1 protein-coding gene is annotated in these 475 nt (G+C 33.9%); it reads right to left on the bottom strand.

Features of this window, described 5'->3' with window-relative positions; genetic code table 11:
• On the bottom strand, window positions 1-475 hold a 475-nt coding region (locus tag RT405_RS13270; RefSeq protein ID WP_313470323.1), incomplete at both ends, for an FtsX-like permease family protein.

Below are 475 nucleotides of genomic sequence, written 5' to 3'. Positions count from 1 at the left end.
AGAAGGTTACAATTAATCCCACAATAATTGTTGTAAAAATTACGGACCATGAAATTCCCCAATGTAGCGGTAGTGAAAGCACGTCTGCTAGATAGGACGTCAGCCAAACACTAGCTAATAAGCCGAGTACAATCCCACCAACTGTTCCGAGAATCGCTAGCCATAATGCTTCTAATAGAAAATATCGAATAATATATTTAGTTTTCATTCCTACGGACTTCATAACAGCGATATCATGCGTACGTGAAGCAATAATGACTTTCATTGTATTAGAAGTAGTAATAGCGGCAATTCCAAGAGCTAATATACTGAAAAGCTGAAGAAATGGTAACAACATCCGTAAATCTTTCTGTTTCTCTAGCTCCTTATCCTGAACATCTATTACACTACTTTGTGGTAATTGTTTTTGAATATTCTTTTTAAAAGAAGAGATAATAACATTTTCATTTAATAAGATTAATGCTTCATTAATTGT

Source organism: Carnobacterium sp. (genome assembly GCF_032094055.1).
Taxonomy (GTDB): domain Bacteria; phylum Bacillota; class Bacilli; order Lactobacillales; family Carnobacteriaceae; genus Carnobacterium_A.
The sequence above is the reverse complement of the archived record's forward strand: the minus strand, read 5'-3'. Positions and strand labels throughout refer to the sequence as shown.